General features: G+C 62.6%; 3 protein-coding genes. 1 reads left to right on the top strand and 2 read right to left on the bottom strand.

The window, feature by feature from the left end; genetic code table 11:
• Positions 1 to 298: 298 nt before the first annotated feature.
• On the top strand, positions 299 to 796 hold the full coding sequence (gene hpaR / locus AC1DJT_RS36405; RefSeq protein WP_441507067.1) for a homoprotocatechuate degradation operon regulator HpaR: 498 nt from the start codon (positions 299 to 301) through the stop codon (positions 794 to 796).
• A 23-nt stretch (positions 797 to 819) separates the two neighbouring features.
• Here the strand turns inward: hpaR and AC1DJT_RS36400 are convergent, their stop codons facing one another.
• Both AC1DJT_RS36400 and AC1DJT_RS36395 read right to left on the bottom strand, forming a co-directional pair.
• Positions 820 to 1,110 carry a GYD domain-containing protein gene (locus AC1DJT_RS36400; protein ID WP_069881005.1) on the bottom strand — a complete coding sequence of 97 codons (291 nt, stop codon included), beginning with the start codon at positions 1,108 to 1,110 and terminating at the stop codon, positions 820 to 822.
• A 127-nt stretch (positions 1,111 to 1,237) separates the two neighbouring features.
• A partial coding sequence (locus tag AC1DJT_RS36395; protein ID WP_476836021.1) for a bestrophin-like domain occupies positions 1,238 to 2,035 on the bottom strand: 798 nt, incomplete at its 5' end.

The following is a 2,035-nucleotide window of genomic DNA, read 5'->3' as shown; positions in this document are numbered from 1 at the left end:
CTGTATGGTGCAATTCGTCGACCAGCCGGCGGAGCGACAGCGCCGGCTCAAGATTGGCTGAATATTCGACGATGATATGCGGCATCCGCGCACCCGCCTCGTGTTCGAAATTAAATTAACGTGTTAAATTAATTTGAGCAAGCGATTACCGGCGCGAACCGCTAGAATGGTGGCATTGCTCTGATCCTGCGCACCGCCCCGGAAGGGACCACGTTTGAGAAGCCCCGCTCCACCCCCCGATGAGTCCTCGCAAGGTGGGACGCGTGTCCATCTTCGCCATTTCTCGAAATCCCTGCCGATGTCCCTGCTGCGGGCGCGCGAAGCGGTCATGCGCTGCTTTCGGCCGTCGCTGCGGCAATATGAAATCACGGAGCAGCAATGGCGGGTGCTGCGGGCGCTGAACTCGGTGCCCAGCCTGGAGGTGACCGATCTCGCGCGCGCAACGTTCCTGCTCGCGCCGAGCCTGTCGCGGATCCTCGTCGACCTCGAGGCCAGACACCTCATCACGCGAGGGGCCGATCAGCGTGATCTGCGTCGCGCCATCATCTCGATCAGCCCGGCCGGCGCCAGTTTGATCGAAACGGTGACGCCGGTCTCGGAAGCGATCTACCGCGACATCACCAGCCGCTTTGGCGACGAGAAACTCGCGACTCTGCAGGCCTTGCTGCGCGAGCTGGAGGGCGTGGCCAGCGCTGTCGCACCCCATGACGAGAGTGCGGGCAAGCCGCCCCCGCCAGGGGAAACCACGCGAAAGAAGCGAAGGATTCCCCTGAAACGGAAGCGCAGCGCGACCTGACGACGCGCCGCGCTCCGGCCTCCTTAGACCTTGCCGAGGATGGTGGTCATCTCGGCCGGGGTGAAAGCCCGCATCGTCTGGTTGCGGATGTTACCGAGCTTGGCAACGGCAAGACTGAGCGCAGTGGCGCTCATCTCGTCGGGAGCATCCACGGTGACGAGGACGTCATACTTGCCGAGCGTGTAATAGGCGTCCTTGACGGTGATCCCCTTGGATTTCGCCATCTCCCGGAATGCTTCCAGGCGTTTGACGCTGTCATTGACGTTACGGATGCCTTGATCGGTGAAGTTCGCGAGGACGACGTAGGTAGCCATGACGCGCTCCTCCCTTTGAGCCCCGGCGCAATGCACCACAGCTGGAGACGCCAGTCGATCTGTACCTGGGGGAATGGCGTGCCTGCCTTGCGAGACGCGCGTCCAGCTCCGCCTGGGAGCGCCTCGCCTATTGCGGGCTCTTGATGGCCTGGCTCACCCGCGCCGATGAAATGCTCGTTTCGCCTCTGAACGGTTCGTCCATGATGATGATGAGGCCGAGCACCATGCCGATTGCGCCCATATGCGCCGCGATCAGGGCAAGAGCGGCAGGGTTCAGGTAAAAGCGGCCGTTCATCAGCATCGCGCCGAGCAGAAAGATCAGGATCATCCACCAGAAAATCCCCGGCACGCTCTTGGTCGCCGTTTCGAGCCGCCCCTGGCGATATTCCTCCAGCCTGTCCAGCAATCCGCGCAGCGAGGAGGCCGAATCCCGATACTCCGCCGCAACCTTGCGCACCTGCAGGACCAACGCAGCGAGCGCACGATCAGCGGTCGCAGAAAGCCCGGCATCCTCGGTCGAGAGGGAATGCCACTCATCGCGGGTCACGGCACCGACATAGTCTCGCAGCGCCTTCCGCGCCGCCTCGGGCTCGCTCCCGTCGAGACTCGCCAGATCCCGATCGAGGCGCGCGATATAGGAGCCCTCACGCGAAACCGCGTCATCAGCCCGCGCCAGATTTACACGGACATCCGCAAGCATCAGGGCGAGCACGAAAACCGAGAACGCCAGCAGACTGCCATGAACGACCTCGGCGAGCTTGTTGGGCTCGTCGGCAGCGTCCCGAGGCCGGGCAAACCATAGGCGACGGGCAATGGAGGCGAGCAATACTCCCAGTACCGCAGTGGACAATCCGCAAATGATCAGGATCACTGCGTCCGAATAGGCTGCAATCAGTTGTATCATCGAGAGCATCACCCTCCTCAC

The sequence above is a fragment of the Allobosea sp. 05T422_2 genome (genome assembly GCF_056396265.1).
The sequence above is the reverse complement of the archived record's forward strand: the minus strand, read 5'-3'. Positions and strand labels throughout refer to the sequence as shown.

Bases quoted from the DNA above. Each gene is read 5' to 3' on its own strand.
- AC1DJT_RS36400 (WP_069881005.1), bottom strand. From the start codon at position 1,110: ATGGCTACCTACGTCGTCCTCGCGAACTTCACCGATCAAGGCATCCGT.
- hpaR (WP_441507067.1), top strand. From the start codon at position 299: ATGTCCCTGCTGCGGGCGCGCGAAGCGGTCATGCGCTGCTTTCGGCCG.